The following is a 15658-nucleotide window of genomic DNA, read 5'->3' on the forward strand; positions in this document are numbered from 1 at the left end:
GGGTGAGGGTCTTCTGCGTTGCGGCTCAGCTGAAGAGCACGGGCAGCACCAGGTTCACACCGAGCGCGATCATCACGACGGCGATACCGGCATCGAGCATCCGCCACGCGCGCGGTGTACGCAGCCATCTACCGAGGTGACGTGCGCCGAATCCCAGCGCGGTGAACCACATGAAGCTGGCGATCACGGCGCCGGTCGCGAACAACCAGCGGCCGTCGCCATGTGTCGCGGCGACTGAGCCCAGCATGAGCACCGTGTCGAGGTACACGTGCGGGTTCAGCCAGGTCAGCGCGAGCACCGTCGCCAGGGTGGGTGCCAGACGGGTGCGGGCCAGCGTCGTGCTCGCGGACCCGGATGTCGGGTGGCTCGGCCCCGGGGATGCGGTGTCGTCGGATGCGATCAGCTCGCCCCCTCCCCGCCAGGCTCGTCGGGCAGCGACCAGTCCGTATCCGACGAGGAAGGCTGCGCCCGCCCAGCGCGCGACGACCACGAGCCAGGGTGCGGTCTCGATCAGCAGTCCGAGGCCGGCGACGCCGCCGACGATGAGCACCGCATCAGAGAGAGCGCACACCAGCACGACCGGGAGAACGTGCTCACGCCGTAAGCCCTGCCGCAGCACGAAGACGTTCTGCGCGCCGATGGCGATGATCAAGGAGAGGCCGAGGCCGAGGCCGGCGAGCACGGTGAGCATTCCCTCACGGTATCGAGGCACGGATCATTAGCGCCAACAAAGATTCGTGCTCGGCCATTAGAATTGCTTATGTGAAGATCGATGCGCAGCTTGCCGCGACCATCGCCGCGGTGATTGACGAGGGCAGCTTCGAAGCGGCCGCGCGCAGACTGCACATCACTCAGTCGGCGGTGAGTCAGCGGGTGCGGGTTGTCGAGCAGCAGATCGGGCGGGCGGCGCTCGTGCGTTCCCGCCCTGTGCGCGCGACCGAGGCGGGCGAAGCGCTCGTGCGCCTTGCGCGTCAGGTCGAGCTGCTGGAGCACGATGTGATGGTGGCCTTCGGTCTCGGAGATGCCGAACCCGAAGCCGCTGTCGAGACCGCGGCGCGCGTGCGGATCCCGCTCGCCGTGAATGCTGACTCCATGGCAACGTGGTTCCTGTCTCCGATCGCGCGGATCGCGCGACAGCATCCGATCGATGTCGATCTGCACCGCGACGATCAGGACTACACCGCGCGAATGCTCGAGTCGGGCGAGGTCATGGCAGCCGTCACCAGCGAGGCAGAGCCGGTGGGCGGCAGCGCGGTGACACCCTTGGGCGTGCTCGAGTACCGAGCCATGGCGACGACCGACTACTTCGAGCGCTGGTTCGCCGACGGTGTTTCGAACGACGCGCTGCGCAAGGCGCCCTTCGTCGATTTCGATCGGCGCGACGCGCTGCAGCAGGGGTGGCTGCGGGCGCGGGGAGTCGATCCGTGGTCGGTGCCCAGGCACTACGTACCGGCGTCGCACGACTTCTCTCACGCCGTGCGGCTGGGGCTCGGATGGGGACTGATCCCGATGCCGCAGGCGACCGAAGACCTGATCGAGCTGGGGGAGCCGCGCATTCGCGTGCCCTTGTACTGGCAGCAGTGGAACCTGCGCTCACCGCTGCTCGATGCGATCGCTGCAGAGGTCGCCGACGAGGCATCGCGCGTGCTGGTGCCGTTGCGCTGAGATCAGTCGCTGAGGGCGAGCGCGCGGAACATGTCGCGCTCGCGGAGTGAGTCGCGGCGGCTCTCGGCGGGCGCGGCGCCGGTGGGAGGACGTTGACCAGTCGTGCGGTGATACAACTCGTCGATCAGACGGGTCGCGAGGTCGACGAGGCGGCCGATCTCTTTCTCGTCACGGTCGATCCACACTGAACGGGGCTCGTCGTGCAGCGGTCGGAAGTCGTCGTGCTCTTCCCACACGAACAACGTGCGCTCGGCGCCCAGCACGTGCTGCTGCCACCACACCTGCCGTAGGTAGTTGCGTGGGATGGTGCGCCAGGACTTGTTGGTCGTCTTGATCTCGGCGAGCAGTACTCGGCCCTCGCCGTTGACACAGACGCCGTCCGGCGTCGCGAGATGGCGTTTCTCGACCGCGGCGTGGAACAGCGCCGACGAGGGCAGGATGCCGTGAGTCGAGGCGACCCACGCGGCGATCTCGGGCTCGCGACGGCGGCCGTGATCTGTGTACGCGTTGCCGCCGAACCGCGGCCCACCGCCGAGCTTGGAGTCCGCGGCGCGAATGATCGAGGCGTCTCCCGAGAGCCCGGCGACATCTGTTGCGGTGATCCCCCGTGCCCGAGCGCGAAGCCACGCGACCCGGTCGCGGGAGTCCGCGACGATCCGGGCTTCGAGTTCGGGGGTCACTCCACGAGGCTACCCCGAGCCGTGGGGGTCCTTGACCCTCCCACGCCGCGTGATTTGGGGTGGGCGGTCGGATGCCGTAGACTTCACGTAACCGAAGACCGCCGGTCATCGTCATGTGCGCAAGCACGCGTCGATCGAAGCACTGCATCGCAGGGGCCCGCGCAGGTGTGCGATTTCTTTCTGAAGCTCCGTGCGCTTGCGCCGGAGCTTTTCTCATGTGGTGGGCAGTCAAGGTCGACGCCCCGCATCCGTGTGGCGTCCGTACACAGAAGGAGTGACCATGGCGCAGAAGGATGCAACGGTTGCCGAGCTCACGAAGTCTTTCGAGAGCTCGAACGCCGTCCTGCTGACCGAGTACCGCGGTCTGACGGTTGCCCAGCTCAAGGAGCTGCGAAACGCTATCCGTCAGGACGCGGAATACGCCGTGGTGAAGAACACGCTGACCAAGATCGCCGCGAACAACGCGGGGATCACGACGCTGGACGAGGGCCTCAAGGGCCCGTCGGCCGTCGCGTTCGTGCACGGTGACTTCGTCACCACCGCCAAGGCTCTGCGTGACTTCGCCAAGGCCAACCCGCTTCTCGTGATCAAGGGCGGCGTCTTCGAGGGCAACGCTCTCGACGCCGACGAGGTCAACAAGTACGCCTCGCTCGAGAGCCGTGAGGTTCTGCTGGCGAAGGCAGCGGGCATGATGAAGGCGACGATGGGCAAGGCTGCTGCCACCGTCGACGCGCTTCGCGAAAAGCTGGAGACCGCCGAGGCCGCGTAAGCGTCCGGCGTCTTCCTCACACAAACCCCATTTATTAGGAGATACATCATGGCGAAGCTCACCACTGAGGAGCTGCTGGAGCAGTTTGCGGACCTGACCCTCATCGAGCTCAGCGAGTTCGTGAAGGCGTTCGAGGAGAAGTTCGACGTCACCGCGGCCGCTCCGGTCGCCGTTGCCGGCGCAGCCGGTGGCGCTGGCGATGCCGCTGCCGAGGAGGAGAAGGACTCGTTCGACGTCATCCTCGAGGCTGCTGGCGACAAGAAGATCCAGGTCATCAAGGCCGTCCGCGAGCTCACCTCGCTGGGTCTCGGCGAGGCCAAGGCTGTCGTCGACGGTGCTCCGAAGGCCGTCCTCGAGGGCGCCAACAAGGAGACCGCTGAGAAGGCCAAGGAGGCCCTGGAGGGCGCCGGCGCCACGGTTACCCTCAAGTAAGACTTCTTACTGACACAGAAGGCCCCGGGTTCGCCCGGGGCCTTCTGCGTACCCGGATCAGCGCGGCACCGTCGTCGACGCGCGCATGATCAACTCCGAGGGCAGCACCCGATGCACGGTTTCCGCGCCGGGTGAGTCCATGCGGTCGCGCAGCATGCGGACCGCCTCACGGCCCTGCTCTTTCGGATGCTGCAGGACGGTCGTCAGTGAGAACATCTCCGCGTGCGCATGGTCATCGATGCCGACCACGCTGAGATCGGCGGGGGAGGACACCCCCAGTCGTCGCGCGGCGATGATGCCTCCGATGGCCACTTCGTCGCAGACGGCGACCACCGCCGTCGGGCGGGAGCGCCGGTCTCCCAGCATCCGCACCGCCGCTTCGTACCCGCCGGGCATCGTCGCCTCGCCCGAAGCGTGGCGGATGCCGGCTTCGAGACCTGCGGTGCTCATGGCCGCGCGGTAGCCGGCGAGCCGCTGCTCGTCACCGAAGGCGTGTGTCGCGGCATCCGCTCTACCGCCGAGGAACGTGATGTCGCGGTGTCCGAGGTCGATGAGGTGTTCGGTCGCGAGTCGCCCAGCGGCCGTGTCATCGATCGAGATCGCGCTGGTGCCCTCGGCGTACGAGCCGACGCTCACCAAGGGCGAGCCGACGAGCATGAGCCGTTCGAGCTCGCGGGCGCTGGGTTGGATGCCGACGGCGATGATGCCGTCGAGGCGACGCTGCGGCAGGATCTCTTCGAACAGCCGGGTGCGTTCCGCTGACCCCTCTCGGCTGCCGTAGAGCACCAGGTCGTGCCCGGACGTGAGCAGTTCCTGCTGGATGCCGCTGAGCAGCTCAGAGAAGAACCAGCGGTCGAGGGTGGGGACGATCACGCCTACCGACAGCGTGCGGCCCGTCGCCAGGCTCTGCGCCGAGGAGTGCACGACGTACGCGAGCTCGCGGGCCGCGGCGTGTACGCGTTCACTGGTGTCGTCGGCGACGTAGCCGCTGCCGCTCAGAGCGCGGCTGGCGGTCGCTTTCGAGACGCCGGCGCGGGCTGCGACATCGGCAAGCGTGCTCATCGTTCGTCCTCTGGGGGAGAGTCGGGATTCCGAACACCGTGTCGCGGAACCGGTTCCACACGCTATGCTGTGGGAGCGCTCCCACGCAACGGGTCACGGCGGGACAACGGTTGTCGAGAACGGCTCGTGCGGGCATTGTGTCGGGGCGTCCAAGACAAGTAGGTTGTTCTGGAATCGGTTCCTCATTGTTGCGGGACACGCCGCGTCGGGGAGCAGAGACCCACTCGAAGAGGAGAAATGACATGGCACAGTCACAGCGCTATCGGCGCCTCGCGCCGCTGGCACTGCTCGGTGCGGCGGGCGTCGCACTGGCAGGGTGCGGAGCTCCTGGCGCACCGGACGGCGGCAGCGACGCCGGCAGTGAAGACGTGGCCGGCGAGACCGTCACGATCTACGGCACGATCGTCGACAGCGAGGCAGAGCTGCTCCAGGAATCCTGGGCCGGTTTCGAGGAAGAGACCGGGATCGAGATCAAGTACGAGGGCAGTCAGGACTTCGAGACGCAGCTCGGAACCCGTGCACAGGGCGGGAACCCGCCCGACATCGCGATCTTCCCGCAGCCGGGACTCTTCGCCGACTTCGCCACCCGTGACTTCCTTCTGCCCGCACCTGCCGAGGTCGAGCAGAACGCGAACGAGTACTGGACCGAGGACTGGGTCAACTACGGAACGGTGGACGGCACGTTCTACGGCGCGCCCCTGATGGCGAACGTCAAGGGCTGGATCTGGTATTCGCCGACGAAGTTCGCCGAGTGGGGCGTGGAGGTACCGACGACGCTCGATGAGATGCAGACGCTCACCGAGTCCATCCAAGCGGCGACCGGCGAACCGGCGTGGTGTGCAGGCTTCGAGTCCGGCACGGCGACCGGATGGCCAGGCACGGACTGGGTCGAGGACTACGTGCTGCGTCAGGCGGGCCCCGATGTGTACGACCAGTGGGTCACCAACGACGTGCCGTTCACCGATCCGCAGATCAAAGCCGCCTTCGACTCCGTCGGCGAGATCCTGCTCGACCCGGCCAACGTGAATGCCGGATTCGGTGACGTCCGCTCGATCAACTCGACCGCGTTCGGCGATGTCGCCCCGAAGGTCGCGGACGGATCGTGCGCACTCACGCACCAGGCATCGTTCCTGTCGGGCTTCTTCCCCGATGGCACGACGATCGCTGAGGACGGCGACGTCTGGGCGTTCATGCTCCCTGGCGAGAGTGCGGACGCCAGCGCGGTCACGGGCGCAGGTGAGATCGTGGGAGCGTTCAGCGACTCCGCCGCAACGCAGCAGGTGCTCGCGTACCTCTCCAGCCCCGAGTGGGCGAACAGCCGCGTGAGCCTGGGCGGCGTCACCTCGGCCAACAACGGACTGGACCCCGCCAACGCGCAGGACCCGATCCTTCAGGAGACCATCAAGATCCTGCAGGATCCCGACACCACGTTCCGGTTCGACGCCAGTGACCTGATGCCCGGTGCAGTCGGCGCGGGCACGTTCTGGAAGGGAATGGTCGCCTGGGTCAACGGCACGTCGACCGATGAGGTGCTCCAGCAGATCGAGACGGGCTGGCCCGCGGGCTGACCGACTCGGGTGGGCCGCCTTCGGGCGGCCCACTCCACCTCTGACCTGATCCGGGCAACGGTGCACGGATCATCGCCACTCGTGCAAGGGAATCGATGTGACCGCGACTGACTTCTTCCAATGGGTGGGCACGATGCCACCTGTCGTGCAGGCGGTGATCGTCGTCATCGCCTTCGCGATCGTCGTGGCCGTCATTCTGTTCCTCGTCGACGTCGCGCCGCGTTCCGGGCCCTGGTACACCGCCGCGCGACTAGCGATGTGCCTGCTCGTCCCCTTCGCCGTGATGTGGTTCTTCCGCTCGTACTACTGGGCGATCGGTGTGGCAGTCGTCGTCGGGGGCGTGTTCTTCCTGCTCGACTATCGATCGCGCGCGGGGAAGGGCTACCTCATCCAACTCGTGGCGTTCATGGCGCCGGCGTTCCTGCTGCTGACGGTGGGCCTCGTGCTCCCGTCGATCCAGACGTTCGTCGCATCGTTCATGAACTCGTCGGGTAAGAGCTTCATCGGCCTCGACAACTATCTGTGGATCTTCGGTCAGCCCGACGGCATCCGCGTCGTGGTCAACACGATCGTGTGGGTGCTGGTCGTCCCGACCGTCTCGACCATCGTGGGGTTGGCGTACGCGGTGTTCATCGACCGCACGCGCGGCGAGAAGGTCTACAAGGTACTGGTCTTCATGCCGATGGCGATCTCGTTCGTCGGCGCCGGCATCATCTGGCGGTTCATGTACGAGTACCGCGGGCCGCAGTACGACCAGATCGGCCTGCTCAACCAGATCCTCGTGTGGTTCGGGGGAGAACCGCAGCAGTTCCTGCTGAACCCGCCGTGGAACACCTTCTTCTTGATCGTCGTCCTCATCTGGGTGCAGACCGGGTTCGCGATGGTCATCCTGTCAGCATCCATCAAGGGCGTGGCGACCGAGCTTCTCGAAGCCGCCGAGCTTGACGGTGCGAACGCCTGGCAGCGATTCCGATCCGTGACCGTCCCTTCCATCCGTCCCGCTCTCATCGTCGTGTTGACGACCATCTCGATCGCCTCGCTGAAGGTGTTCGACATCGTGCGCACGATGACCGCCGGAAACTACGAGACGAGCGTGCTCGCCAACGAGATGTACACCCAGTTCTCGAAATTCGAGGCAGGGCGCAGTGCAGCGCTCGCCGTCATCCTCTTCGTGCTTGTTGTGCCGATCGTCGTCTACAACGCACGTCAGATCCAGAAGCAGCGGGAGATCCGATGAGCAGCGCGATGAACCCAGGGACGGCGGCGACCCCGCAGTCCGACGTAGCGATGAGCACCCGCGCGATCACGACCGGGGGTGGGCTGAACGCCTCGGCAGGACGGGCCCGCAAGCGACTGAGCCGGCCATGGGCCTCGGCGGCATCGATCATCATCGCGGTGCTGTGGACGATCCCCACGCTCGGGTTGTTCATCTCGTCGTTCCGGCCGCGGGATCAGATTCTCACGAGCGGGTGGTGGGAGTTCTTCCTGAACCCCGAGGTCACCGGCGAGAACTACGTGGATGTGCTCTCGTCCGGTACGACGCAGCTGACGATGCTCGAGTCGTTCGTGAACTCGATCGCCATCACCATCCCCGCGACCATCGTGCCGCTGATGATCGCGTCGATGGCGGCGTACGCGTTCGCCTGGATCGACTTCAAGGGGCGCAACTTCCTGTTCATCTTCATCTTCGCGTTGCAGATCGTGCCGATCCAGATGGCGTTGGTGCCGTTGCTGAGCACGTTCTCGAGGGGATTGAACCTGTTCGGCCTGCAGGTGACACTGCCGCTGGGGGCATCCGGCGGTTACGCGCAGGTGTGGTTCGCGCACACGATGTTCGCGCTGCCGCTGGCGATCTACCTGTTGCACAACTTCATGTCCGAGATCCCGAGCGAGATCATCGAGGCGGCGCGTGTGGATGGCGCTTCGCGAGGGCAGATCTTCTTCCGTATCGTTCTGCCGCTGACGATGCCGGCGATCGCCTCGGTCGCCATCTTCCAGTTCCTCTGGGTTTGGAACGACCTGCTCGTCGCCCTCGTCTTCGCCGACGGCGGCGCCGCGCCGATCACCAAGCTGCTGGCCGAGATCACGGGTACCCGTGGAAACGACTGGCACCTGCTCACCGCCGGAGCGTTTGTCTCGATCATCGTTCCGTTGATCGTCTTCTTCGCGCTGCAACGGTACTTCGTCCGCGGCCTGCTCGCCGGCTCTACCAAGGGGTGATCAGCCGAGCAACACCAGCAGCACGTGCGAGGCGTCGACAGCCTCCAGTTCGTGCAGCATGCCGGCGGGGACCTGGATCGCGCCACCCGCGGTGAGATCGTGCTCGGCTCCGCCGACCCGGAACAGGATGCGCCCCGACACGACCTGCACCAGGATCGGCACGGGGGCACGGTGCTCCCGCATGATGGCTCGGGCATCCATGACGAGGGTGCGGATCTTGTATCCGTCCCCGTCGAGGGTGCGGTGTGGCTTTACCCGGCCGGCCTCGACCGGGTGGGCAGCGACGAAGTCGGCGGCCGAAGCCGCGAGCAGGAACGGCTGGTCTGCGCTCATGCCCCGAGGATAGCCCTCGCTCTGGTGCGGATGCCCGAACCGGGCACAATGGGGTGATGACGAGACGGGCGCTACTGATCACCGGAGGGGCGCTGCTCGCCGCAGCGATCGCGTTGGGCATCCTCGTGGTGACGGTGCCCGCCGGGGCGACGAACGCCCTGGACGAGTTCTGGAACGGCGTGGCGGCGCAGCTGCGCGAACCGTGGGTGCTGTGGGGTGCGCTGTTCATGAACCGCGTCGGCGGAGGGTGGATCGCGGTGCTGCTGGTGCCGTTGCTGATCGTGGCGTCGTTGGTCGCGGTACGACGGTGGCGATCGGCGGTGTTCGCGGCCTCGGCGTTCATCGTGAGCGCGGGGCTTACCCAGCTGCTCAAGAACCTGTTCGCGCGTGCGCGCCCTGATGACATGCTGGTCGCATCGGACTTCGGATCGTTCCCCTCGGGGCACACCGCGAATGCGGCGACCATCGCCGTCGTGCTGTGGCTGGTGTTCCCCCGTGTCTGGGTCGCGGTGGTCGGTGTGCTGTGGGTGCTCGTCATGGCGCTGTCGCGCACGATCCTCGCGGTGCACTGGATCACCGACACGATCGGGGGAGCGCTGGTCGGCGCGTCGGCGGCTCTGCTCGTGGCGGGGATGCTGTGGGGCTGGGCCTCGCTAGGCTGGTCGGGTCCGCCAGCCGCATCAGCGAGGAGCCCCCGTGCCGAAGATCCGACCCTACCGTGACGCCGACCGGGACGCCCTCTACGACATCTGCGTGAAGACCGCGGATGCCGGTGGCGATGCGACCGGGATGTTCACCGACGACCGCCTGTGGGGCGACATCTTCGCGGTGCCGTACGCGGTGCGCGACGCGGGCCTGACCTGGGTCGTCGAATCCGACGACGGGCGCACGATCGGCTACGTCGTCGCGACGGATGACACCGAGGCTTTCGAACAGTGGTTCCGCGAGGAGTGGTGGCCGACGCACATGGGCGCGTACCCGCTGTCGGGTGCGGCGGAGCCGACCCGACAGGACGGCATCATCGGCTACGCCAGTCGGCGGGCGCCGGGAACGAACGCGCACGCCGCCGAGTACCCGGCACACCTGCACATCGACCTGCTGCCAGAGACCCAGGGGATGGGGCTGGGGCGACAGCTGATCGAGACGCTGTTCACCGAGCTGAAGCGGCGCGGCGTTCCCGGTCTGCACCTGGGTATGAACGCCACAAACACGGGGGCGGGCGCGTTCTACGATCGCTTGGGCATGCATCGTCTGCAGGCCGATGCCGACACCGTCGTGTACGGGGTGCACCTGGTCGACTGAGCGGGCTGGTCCGAACCCGCCCTCGTCATCGGATAGGATGGACAGGTTGTTTCTGGTGACGTGTCCGAGCGGCCGAAGGAGCACGCTTGGAAAGCGTGTGTTGTGCAAGCAACCGAGGGTTCGAATCCCTCCGTCACCGCCGAAAAGGGCCCCGCATCTGCGGGGCCCTTTCTGCATTCGTCGGCGACGGCGGACTCTGAGCCACGCGACGTAGAATCGGCTGATGCCCACTCCGAAGATCGTGCTGTTCTACGCGTTCGCCCCGTTGGCCGATCCCGATGCGATTCGGCTGTGGCAGCGCGACCTCTGTGCGTCGTTGCAGTTGCGCGGGCGCATCCTGGTCTCGGAGCACGGCATCAATGGCACGCTCGGCGGTGACCTGCCGGCGGTGAAGAAGTGGCTGCGGCGGTTCCGCGACTATCCGGCGTTCAAGGACGCGGACATCAAGTGGAGCGAGGGCACTGGCCTCGACGCCGACGGCTTCAGCACCGATTTCCCGAAGCTCAGCGTCAAGGTGCGTGACGAGATCGTCTCGTTCGGTGCCCCCGGCGAGTTGGCGGTGGATGATCACGGCGTCGTCGGCGGTGGAGCGCGCCTGAGCCCCGAGCAGCTGCACGAGCTGATGGACGAGCGCGGCGATGAGGTGGTGTTCTTCGACGGACGCAATGCGCTGGAGGCCGACATCGGCCGGTTCCGGAACGCCGTGGTGCCCGACACCGACACGACCCGCGATTTCGTGGGGCTGCTCGAATCCGGCGCGTACGACGATCTCAAGGGCAAGCCCATCGTGACGTACTGTACCGGCGGTATTCGCTGCGAAGTGCTGTCGAGTCTGATGATCGCGCGCGGGTTTGGCGAGGTGTATCAGCTTGAGGGCGGCATCGTCCGGTACGGCGAGAAGTACGGCGACGACGGTCTGTGGGAGGGATCGCTGTACGTGTTCGACGGGCGCGGGTCGATCGATTTCTCAGACCATGCCGCGGTGATCGGCGAGTGCATCGGGTGCGGGGGTGCGACCAAGCGCACCGCGAACTGCCCCGACCTCTCGTGCCGGCGCCAGTTCGTCGTCTGCGAGAGCTGCGACGTCGTGCTCTGCGACGAGCACCGCGCTCACGCCTCCTGAACGCGTCCCCGAAGCGAAGCGGCACGGCGCCACAGCGACGCCGGCAGCAATCGTGCCGTCACGCGGCGGTGGCCGTCGACACTGCGTTCGAGTGCCGTGAGCACATCGCGCAGCGGCACGGACAGATCATCATCAGCGGATGGCTTCGGCGCATAGCTGCGGTGTTCGACAGCATCCACCAGTTGCCGCATCGCGTCGGCGTCCGCGCCGCGTTCGGCGACCACATAGCGAGCGCGGACGCGAGCCGTGTCGGCCGCGTGCAACGGTAGACCGAGGTCGGCCATCGTGTCGCGCACTTCCTGCCACGCCGCCATGGCGTCTCCTCGACGGGCCCGGCTGATGCGCAGCATCCGCGTGCCACCACGCACCAGGGCGGGCAGCAGCGCGAGCAGGAGCGCTCCGAGGGCGACCAGCACGACGGGCAGCGGATTGAGCGTCTGCAGCTGCTGATCACCGATGGACTGCTCATCGAGGCGGTCGGGTCCGCCGGTCGGCACGTCGGACGGTGCTGTCGTCGGCGCCGTGGTGGGTGTCGGTGCGTCGGGCCCGTCGCCACTCCCACCCGCGGACGTCTCCGACAGAAAAGCGGTGGGCACACCGAGTGTGGCCGTCGGCTCGAAAGGCACCCATCCGATGCCGTCGAAGTGCACCTCGGGCCACGAATGCAGCTGGTCGCTCGAGACGGAGTAGACGATGTCGTCGTCGCGTCTCTGGTCGGTCGCGGTGCCGGGCAGATATCCGACGACGATGCGCACCGGCATGTCGAGGGCCTGCGCCATGAGCGCGAAAGCGCCCGCGAAGTGCACACAGTACCCGGTGCGCTTGTCGAGGAAGGTGGCGACGGCGTCAGCACCGGTACCGTCGAATCCCTCGTCGACCGGCGCATCGAGTGAGTAGGTGAACTCGCTGCGGAACCAGTCCTGCAGGGCGATCAGACGGTCGTAGTCGGTGTCGGCCTCAGCCGTCACCGAGCGGGCCGTGTCGGCAATGACCGGTGGCAGGTTCACCGTGCGCGGGAGGGCGCGTCCGAGGTCGGATGCCGGTGCCCGGCGGATCTGCTCGAGCGTCGGCGCCGCGGTCGCCGTGCGCACCGTGTAGTCGGCGCCCGCCGCGTTCTCGGTCGCACTGATGACGGTGCGTCCCGCGGGCATCGCCTGCCAGTCGCCGTCGATGCCGGTGACGCGTTCGGGAGCATAAGGAACCGGCAGGCGGTCACTGGACACGTTGAGCACCCGGATCGAGACCCGACGTTCAGCCGTCTCGATCGCTTCGCCCCAGTCGCGCTCGCCGAAGCCCTCGCCGAGCGGTTGCAGATCGGTGCGGTCAGGTCGCCAGATCTCGCCGTCGAACCGTGACAGCGTGGCCAACCTCAGGTACGGGGGAGCGGTGCCCGAGGTGACCAGCGTCAGAGCCTCGACACTTTCGGGGCGGCGAAGATCATCGCCCAGGCGCAGGTCGGCCCGCACCGTCAACGTCGGGCCGGTGCCCGACAGCGCCGCGCCCATCGGTAGCATCGGCGTCACCAGCAGAGTCACGGCGATCGCGGTGGCACCGGCGATCGCGGCGGCCAGCGCCGAGGTGCGTCGCGGCGCGGACGCATCGTGCCGGGCACCGAAGCGCAGCATGATCAGGATCATGACAGCCTGCATCAGGAACCACGCGATGTTCAGCGAGCCGAACGAGACCAGCATCGGCAGCACCCCGATCACCGAGGTGAGCAGCACGGTGAGCAGGATCTGCCGGTGCGCCAGCAGCTGGTCGACGAGGATCGTCACGCCGGCGAAGAGCACCCCGACTGCTGTCGCGAGCCCGGCGGATGCCGCGATCGGGGCGACACCGCCGGCGATCTCATCGATCGCCTGCTGCATCCGCACGGCGATCAGCTGCCCCGAAAGTCGCGTAGGGATCAGCCCGAGAAAGGCGGTATCGCTCGCCAGCAGGGCGGTGCACGCCATGATCGTGATGGTGACCTGCACCGCAAGGGCGAGCAGATCGCGGATGCCCGCGCGCAGCCGCCGGAAGATCACACGCCCGAGCGAACCCGCGCCGCTGGCGACGATGATCGCCAGGAAGGCCACGAACGTCCACGTGCCCGGCATGATCGCCCCGGTGTACGGCCAGAGCGCGACGAGCATCGCCGCTCCCGCGAGGAATCCCGGGACGATGGGGCTGATGGGACGCAGATCGGCGGTTCCCCTGCGCTCCGTGGCGCGGGTGGCCGCGGAGTCCGCCGTCACCGAATCAAACACCGGACACCTGCGCCTGAGGGAGGGCATCCGCCCACGTCTGATCCAGCTCATCGCCGGACGTGACCGCGGCGGTGTTCCAGCCGTGCGCGGCCGCAGCGCTCAGCGCGCCGCGCTCTGCGCCGGCGGCGAACAGCAGGGGTGCTGCCGCCCCCGCGGTGCTCAAGCGGTCAGCATCCGCCACCGAGATCCGCCCCGTGATCACGACGAGCGGTCCCGGGGGAGTGCTGCCGACGATCGCGCGCAGATCGCGCGCCTCACCGCGGGGCGTCACGGTGGCGAGAGCGACCATGAGGTCTTCACGGTCGTCCTCGTGTCCGCGCAGCGCGCCGAGCAGGCCGCCCGCGCTGTCGATGACGTCGACGCTGTAGCCATCCTGCACGAACCGCAGGGCCGCCGACGCGCACAGCGTCACCGCTGTCTCGAACTCCGGACCGGGCCCATCGGCGGGTCGCTCCCAGCGTGCGGCGGAACGGTCGAGCACGACGACGGCGTCGGGACTGGCCTCTTCCTCCTCCTGGCGCACCATGAGCTCGCCGTGATGCGCCGTCGCACGCCAATGGATGCGTCGGCGGGAGTCGCCGGACGCGTACGGCCGAGGAATGAGGTTGTCGGCGCCCTGCCCGAGCCGCGTGGACCGGGTCTGAGCAGCACCGCCCGCGGCGCCCACCTTCGAGGGGAGCGACGGCAGCGCCACGACCTGAGGGACGACCGTGATCGTGCGCGTGTCACCGAACTCCTGTTCGCGCTGCGCGAGACCGAACGGGTCGACGGTGCGCAGCACCAGCGGGCCGAGGGTCGAGATGCCGCGCTGCACGCCCTCAAGCTCATAGCGCAGCAGCGCGGAGTCACCGGGATACTCGCCCTGCGCATCGCCGCGCACGGCATCCGGCAAGGTGTCGCGCCAGATACCACGGGGGACGCCCGGGGCGTACAGATCGAACCGCAGGGCGACGCGCGAGGACTCGCCCACGGTGAGCAGATCGGTCGAGATCTGCCGTGACACGGCGCCGCGGCGCCGCGGCGCGTACGCCACGAGCATCGAGACCAGCGGCAGCAGCACCAACAGCACGCCCAGGTACAGCAGCGGGCGAGCGCCAGCGACGTTGGCCGCGATCGCCAGCAGGATGCCCATGATCAGGCATCCCCATCCGCGGGCGGTCAACCTACGACGTCTCATGGTCTCTGTGGTCGAATCTGGTCTGCGTGGTTCAGACGCGTGCCCCGGCGAACGGCACGGGCACGCGCGAGACGATCTGCTTCAGGGCGCTCTCGACGGGCTGCGCCCCGGCACGGTGCACGCCACGCGCCGCGAGCAACCGGTGAGCAAACACCGGGATCACGAGGTCGGCGAGATCGTCGGGAACGACGAAGTCGCGACCATCGAGCGCGGCCGCGACCTTCGCCGCGCGCACGAGCTGCAGGGTCGCGCGCGGGCTCGCCCCCAGGTGAAGGCTCGGGTCCATGCGGGTCGCCTGTGCGAGCGCGACGGCATACTCCTCCAGCGACTCGGCGACGTGCACGCGCCGTGCCCAGGCGATCAACTGCTCCACGGTCGCCGCGTCGGTCACCGGCACGATCGCCGACAGCGGGTTGGACGTCTCACGCTGGCGCAGCATGAGAGTCTCGGACGCGGCATCCGGGTATCCCATCGAGATCCGCATCATGAACCGGTCGCGCTGGGCCTCCGGCAACGGATACGTGCCCTCCATCTCGAGCGGGTTCTGCGTCGCGACCACCAGGAACGGCTCGGGCAGACGGTGCGTGGCGCCGTCGACAGTCACCTGCTGCTCTTCCATCGCCTCCAGCAGTGCCGACTGCGTCTTGGGGGAGGCCCGGTTGATCTCGTCGGCGATGACGATGTGCGCGAACACAGCGCCGCGCTTGAACTCGAACTCCCGCCCCACCGGGTCGTACACGGCGACACCGGTGACATCGCTCGGCAACAGGTCCGGCGTGAACTGGATGCGCCGCACCGTGGCATCCACACTCGCCGCCAGCGCGCGAGCGAGCATCGTCTTTCCGACGCCCGGCACGTCCTCGATCAGCAGGTGCCCCTCAGCGAGCAGGCAGATCAGCGCGCTGCGCACGGCATCCGGCTTGCCGTCGATCACCGACGTGACCGAGGCCGTGATGCGCGCGGTCTGCTCGGCGAACTGCTCGGCGGTGATCTGCGGAACGTTCTCGTGCATGCGATGCCCTTCGTGCGCGACGGTGCGTGCCTCGATCGTAACCCGGTGTGAAGCGAGGGGTTCCCC

General features: G+C 67.6%; 16 protein-coding genes and 1 tRNA gene. 10 read left to right on the top strand and 7 right to left on the bottom strand.

The annotated features are described in order from the left end of the window. Positions 1-25: 25 nt before the first annotated feature. Positions 26-691 (bottom strand): LysE/ArgO family amino acid transporter, encoded by a 666-nt coding sequence (locus tag JF543_RS12015; protein ID WP_206824494.1) that lies wholly within the window; start codon positions 689-691, stop codon positions 26-28. Between the two features lie 71 nt (positions 692-762). On the opposite strand from JF543_RS12015, the gene JF543_RS12020 reads away from it, so the two are divergent. Beyond that, positions 763-1665 carry a LysR family transcriptional regulator ArgP gene (locus JF543_RS12020; protein ID WP_206824496.1) on the top strand — a complete coding sequence of 301 codons (903 nt, stop codon included), beginning with the start codon at positions 763-765 and terminating at the stop codon, positions 1663-1665. 2 nt (positions 1666-1667) lie between these two features. Here the strand turns inward: JF543_RS12020 and JF543_RS12025 are convergent, their stop codons facing one another. After that, positions 1668-2345: a YqaJ viral recombinase family protein gene (locus tag JF543_RS12025; protein WP_179410108.1), complete on the bottom strand. Its 678-nt coding sequence runs from the start codon at positions 2343-2345 to the stop codon at positions 1668-1670. A 280-nt stretch (positions 2346-2625) separates the two neighbouring features. On the opposite strand from JF543_RS12025, the gene rplJ reads away from it, so the two are divergent. Both rplJ and rplL read left to right on the top strand, forming a co-directional pair. Continuing rightward, on the top strand, positions 2626-3114 hold the full coding sequence (gene rplJ / locus JF543_RS12030; protein ID WP_179410109.1) for a 50S ribosomal protein L10: 489 nt from the start codon (positions 2626-2628) through the stop codon (positions 3112-3114). A 48-nt stretch (positions 3115-3162) separates the two neighbouring features. Further along, positions 3163-3546, top strand: a complete 384-nt coding sequence (gene rplL, locus JF543_RS12035; RefSeq protein WP_179410110.1) for a 50S ribosomal protein L7/L12 — start codon at positions 3163-3165, stop codon at positions 3544-3546. 57 nt (positions 3547-3603) lie between these two features. Here the strand turns inward: rplL and JF543_RS12040 are convergent, their stop codons facing one another. Beyond that, the gene (locus tag JF543_RS12040; RefSeq protein ID WP_206821874.1) at positions 3604-4608 is read right to left on the bottom strand and encodes a LacI family DNA-binding transcriptional regulator; all 1005 of its coding nucleotides are present in this window, start codon (positions 4606-4608) and stop codon (positions 3604-3606) included. A gap of 242 nt (positions 4609-4850) precedes the next feature. Between JF543_RS12040 and JF543_RS12045 the strand changes: the two genes are divergently transcribed. The 3 genes from JF543_RS12045 to JF543_RS12055 all read left to right on the top strand — a co-directional run bounded on the left by JF543_RS12045 (position 4851) and on the right by JF543_RS12055 (position 8396). Continuing rightward, positions 4851-6176, top strand: a complete 1326-nt coding sequence (locus JF543_RS12045) for an ABC transporter substrate-binding protein (RefSeq protein ID WP_179410112.1) — start codon at positions 4851-4853, stop codon at positions 6174-6176. Between the two features lie 97 nt (positions 6177-6273). Next, positions 6274-7413 (top strand): carbohydrate ABC transporter permease, encoded by a 1140-nt coding sequence (locus JF543_RS12050; protein ID WP_224818701.1) that lies wholly within the window; start codon positions 6274-6276, stop codon positions 7411-7413. Then, positions 7410-8396, top strand: a complete 987-nt coding sequence (locus tag JF543_RS12055; protein WP_425313116.1) for a carbohydrate ABC transporter permease — start codon at positions 7410-7412, stop codon at positions 8394-8396. Before JF543_RS12050 ends, JF543_RS12055 begins: the two co-directional genes overlap by 4 nt. Here the strand turns inward: JF543_RS12055 and JF543_RS12060 are convergent, their stop codons facing one another. Then, positions 8397-8729, bottom strand: a complete 333-nt coding sequence (locus JF543_RS12060) for a cupin domain-containing protein (RefSeq protein WP_206824497.1) — start codon at positions 8727-8729, stop codon at positions 8397-8399. Positions 8730-8785: 56 nt separating this feature from the next. Between JF543_RS12060 and JF543_RS12065 the strand changes: the two genes are divergently transcribed. The 4 genes from JF543_RS12065 to JF543_RS12080 all read left to right on the top strand — a co-directional run bounded on the left by JF543_RS12065 (position 8786) and on the right by JF543_RS12080 (position 11154). Continuing rightward, positions 8786-9451, top strand: coding sequence for a phosphatase PAP2 family protein (locus tag JF543_RS12065; RefSeq protein WP_179410114.1), 666 nt, complete (start codon positions 8786-8788; stop codon positions 9449-9451). After that, positions 9426-10031 (top strand): GNAT family N-acetyltransferase, encoded by a 606-nt coding sequence (locus JF543_RS12070; RefSeq protein ID WP_206824499.1) that lies wholly within the window; start codon positions 9426-9428, stop codon positions 10029-10031. The genes JF543_RS12065 and JF543_RS12070 overlap by 26 nt, the downstream gene beginning before the upstream one ends. A gap of 54 nt (positions 10032-10085) precedes the next feature. Next, positions 10086-10170, top strand: a tRNA-Ser gene (locus tag JF543_RS12075). Positions 10171-10254: 84 nt separating this feature from the next. Next, positions 10255-11154, top strand: a complete 900-nt coding sequence (locus JF543_RS12080) for a rhodanese-related sulfurtransferase (protein ID WP_206824501.1) — start codon at positions 10255-10257, stop codon at positions 11152-11154. Here JF543_RS12080 and JF543_RS12085 read toward each other — a convergent pair. From JF543_RS12085 to JF543_RS12095, 3 genes are read right to left on the bottom strand one after another with little or no spacing between them, the layout of a single operon-like run. Continuing rightward, positions 11142-13403: a transglutaminaseTgpA domain-containing protein gene (locus tag JF543_RS12085; protein WP_206824502.1), complete on the bottom strand. Its 2262-nt coding sequence runs from the start codon at positions 13401-13403 to the stop codon at positions 11142-11144. The two genes, JF543_RS12080 and JF543_RS12085, sit on opposite strands and share 13 nt — an antisense overlap. Further along, the gene (locus JF543_RS12090; RefSeq protein WP_242519711.1) at positions 13396-14565 is read right to left on the bottom strand and encodes a DUF58 domain-containing protein; all 1170 of its coding nucleotides are present in this window, start codon (positions 14563-14565) and stop codon (positions 13396-13398) included. Before JF543_RS12090 ends, JF543_RS12085 begins: the two co-directional genes overlap by 8 nt. A gap of 46 nt (positions 14566-14611) precedes the next feature. After that, entirely contained in the window at positions 14612-15592 is a 981-nt protein-coding gene (locus JF543_RS12095) for an AAA family ATPase (RefSeq protein ID WP_179410119.1), read from the bottom strand. Between the last annotated feature and the right edge of the window lie 66 nt (positions 15593-15658).

It is taken from the genome of Microbacterium esteraromaticum (assembly GCF_017303215.1).
GTDB lineage: Bacteria > Actinomycetota > Actinomycetes > Actinomycetales > Microbacteriaceae > Microbacterium > Microbacterium esteraromaticum_C.

What these genes read in the sequence shown, in the direction of transcription:
- JF543_RS12060 (WP_206824497.1), bottom strand. Translation starts at nt 8,729, where the DNA reads ATGAGCGCAGACCAGCCGTTCCTGCTCGCGGCTTCGGCCGCCGACTTC.
- JF543_RS12055 (WP_425313116.1), top strand. Translation starts at nt 7,410, where the DNA reads ATGAGCAGCGCGATGAACCCAGGGACGGCGGCGACCCCGCAGTCCGAC.
- rplJ (WP_179410109.1), top strand. Translation starts at nt 2,626, where the DNA reads ATGGCGCAGAAGGATGCAACGGTTGCCGAGCTCACGAAGTCTTTCGAG.
- JF543_RS12080 (WP_206824501.1), top strand. Translation starts at nt 10,255, where the DNA reads ATGCCCACTCCGAAGATCGTGCTGTTCTACGCGTTCGCCCCGTTGGCC.
- JF543_RS12040 (WP_206821874.1), bottom strand. Translation starts at nt 4,608, where the DNA reads ATGAGCACGCTTGCCGATGTCGCAGCCCGCGCCGGCGTCTCGAAAGCG.
- rplL (WP_179410110.1), top strand. Translation starts at nt 3,163, where the DNA reads ATGGCGAAGCTCACCACTGAGGAGCTGCTGGAGCAGTTTGCGGACCTG.
- JF543_RS12065 (WP_179410114.1), top strand. Translation starts at nt 8,786, where the DNA reads ATGACGAGACGGGCGCTACTGATCACCGGAGGGGCGCTGCTCGCCGCA.
- JF543_RS12045 (WP_179410112.1), top strand. Translation starts at nt 4,851, where the DNA reads ATGGCACAGTCACAGCGCTATCGGCGCCTCGCGCCGCTGGCACTGCTC.
- JF543_RS12095 (WP_179410119.1), bottom strand. Translation starts at nt 15,592, where the DNA reads ATGCACGAGAACGTTCCGCAGATCACCGCCGAGCAGTTCGCCGAGCAG.
- JF543_RS12015 (WP_206824494.1), bottom strand. Translation starts at nt 691, where the DNA reads ATGCTCACCGTGCTCGCCGGCCTCGGCCTCGGCCTCTCCTTGATCATC.